This window comes from Intrasporangium sp. (assembly GCF_036566125.1).
GTDB lineage: Bacteria > Actinomycetota > Actinomycetes > Actinomycetales > Dermatophilaceae > Intrasporangium.
Genome location: NZ_DATCWX010000347.1, coordinates 1 through 2,134 on the forward strand (window position 1 = coordinate 1; position 2,134 = coordinate 2,134).

The 2,134-nt window shown below is 70.5% G+C and carries 2 protein-coding genes; one reads left to right on the forward strand and one right to left on the reverse strand.

The genetic code is table 11. The annotated features are described in order from the left end of the window. Positions 1-168: 168 nt before the first annotated feature. Positions 169-1,236, reverse strand: a complete 1,068-nt coding sequence (locus VIR15_RS20630; protein WP_331931285.1) for a ferredoxin reductase — start codon at positions 1,234-1,236, stop codon at positions 169-171. Positions 1,237-1,336: 100 nt separating this feature from the next. Here VIR15_RS20630 and VIR15_RS20635 point away from each other — a divergent pair. Next, a partial coding sequence (locus VIR15_RS20635; RefSeq protein WP_524538110.1) for a PucR-like N-terminal domain-containing protein occupies positions 1,337-2,134 on the forward strand: 798 nt, incomplete at its 3' end.

Here is a 2,134-nt window from a genome sequence, read left to right on the forward strand (position 1 = left end):
GCCGGGGGCCGGACGGCGGGGCCGCCCCGCGGAGCGAGCAGGGGCTTGCGCGGGCGCAGGGACGGGGCGGGCGCTGCTGCAGGTTCGGAGGCGGGGACGGGCGTGGGTGCGGTACCGGTCGTCTCGACCGGGCGGTTCACCGTGGCGGTCATATGGGGTGTTCCCTTCTCAGATGTCCAGGTGGACGGGTCCAGCGGCAGCGTTGACGCAGGTTTGAATGAGCTCGCCTTCATCGCCGTGCACCTCGCCGGTGCGCAGGTCCCTTACCCGGCCCGCGACGAGAGGCGTCAGGCAGCTGCGGCAGATGCCCATGCGGCACCCGCTCGGCATGACGACGCCGCACTCCTCGCCGGCCTCGAGCAGTGGCACGTCGCCATCGACCTCGATCTCCTTGTCCGACTTCTCGAAGGTGACGAGGCCGCCCTCCCCGCCGGCACCGGGAAGCAGGACCGGGGCGAAGCGCTCGATCGTCAGGTTCGTCTCGCCGTCATCGGCGCTGCCCTCCCAGAGCGCGGTGGCGGCGTCGAGGAACTCGGCGGGGCCGCAGGCGTAGGCGGCCCGCGTGCGCCAGTCGGGGCAGAGCGTCTCGAGGTCGGCGAAGTCGGCGAGGTCGAGCCGGCGGCCCTGCTCCTCGCGGGTGAACCAGTGCTTGACGGTCAGGCCCGGGAACTGGTCGGCGAGCTCGAGCAGCTCGTCGTGGAAGAGTGCGTCGGCCCGGGTGCGCGACGAGTGGATGAGCACGACGTCCGCGTCGGGGCGGCGGGGGATCAGCGTGCGGATCATCGACATGACGGGCGTGAGGCCGCTGCCCGCGGTCACCATGAGGAGCGGGCGTGGGTGCTGTGGGAGGACGAAGTCACCCTGCGGGACATCGAGGAAGAGCACGTCGCCCGGCTTCGTGTTGCGCACGAGTGCGGTGGAGACGTGGCCGATCGCGGTGACCGTGATGGCGGGGTCGGCACCTGCGGGTGCGGACAGCGAGTAGCTGCGCCACTGGCGGACCCCGTCGATCTCGACGCCGATGCGGGCCCACTGACCCGCCTGGTGGGCGTTCCAGCCCTTGCCCGGGTGGAAGTGGATCGTTGCCGAGTCGGCCGTCTCTGGGACGACCCTGGTCACGATGCCGCGGAGCTGGCGCGTTGACGCCAGCGGGTTGACCAAGCTGATGAAGTCCTCGGGCGCGAGCGGCGTCGTCAAGACTGACGCGACGCGGCGAAGAGCTCGGAACTGGGCCATACCTCGAATATCCTCCGCAGAGTGGCCACGCGTCTTGGGGCGACGGGTACTCTTTGCCACAGGAAACTGTCTTCTCGGGATAGATTGTGGGGAATCCAGCGTGCCCCAAGCCGCTTCTGATCCGCCGTGGTTGTCTCTACCCACCGAAATCAGTGATGTGCTGCGGCCCGTCGTGGGTGAGATCGTCGAGGCGATCATCGAGGGCATTCCGCGCGACGTCCCGGTCTATGCGATGCCGATGGAGGGGCGTTTTGGCCAGGGCGTCCGGCAGGGGGTCACCGTGGCGCTGCACCGGTTCCTCGACCTGCCGGGGACGCGGCTGCCTGCGCTGTCCGAGGATGGCAAGTGGGTCTACGAGAATCTCGGCCGTGGCGAGGTCCGCAGCGGTCGCAGCCTCGAGTCGCTCCTGTCGGCCTACCGGTACGGCGCCCGTGTGACGCTCCGGGCCATCTCCCGCACCGTCGATGTGTCGCGGCTCGCCCCGGACGTCATCCTTGCGCTGGGGGAGTCGCTCTTCGCCTACATCGACGAGCTGTCTGCAGCCAGCGCGCAGGGGTATGCGCTCGAGCAGTCGGATCGGGCCGGAGAGCACCAGCGCCGACGAGGCGAGGTGCTCGAGATGATCCTGCGCGGCGAGACGGAGACCGGCGTGCAGCGGGCCGCAACCGCCCTCGGGTGGCACCTTCCCGACGTCGTCGTCGTGGCGACGTTGCCCGCGAGCCGGCTCGAGGGGGTGCGGGCGGCTCTGGGGCCTGATGCCCTCGTCGCAGAGCGGGGGACCGAGGTGGCTGTCATCGTGCCGTTCGGCAGTCGCTCGGCCCGAACTCGGGAGCTCAACCGAGCGCTCCGCGGACGACACGCGGTCATCGGGCCGGCTCGCCCGTGGCAGCAGGCCGCC

Coding starts and splice junctions, on each gene's coding strand:
- VIR15_RS20630 (WP_331931285.1), bottom strand. CDS start 1,236: ATGGCCCAGTTCCGAGCTCTTCGCCGCGTCGCGTCAGTCTTGACGACG.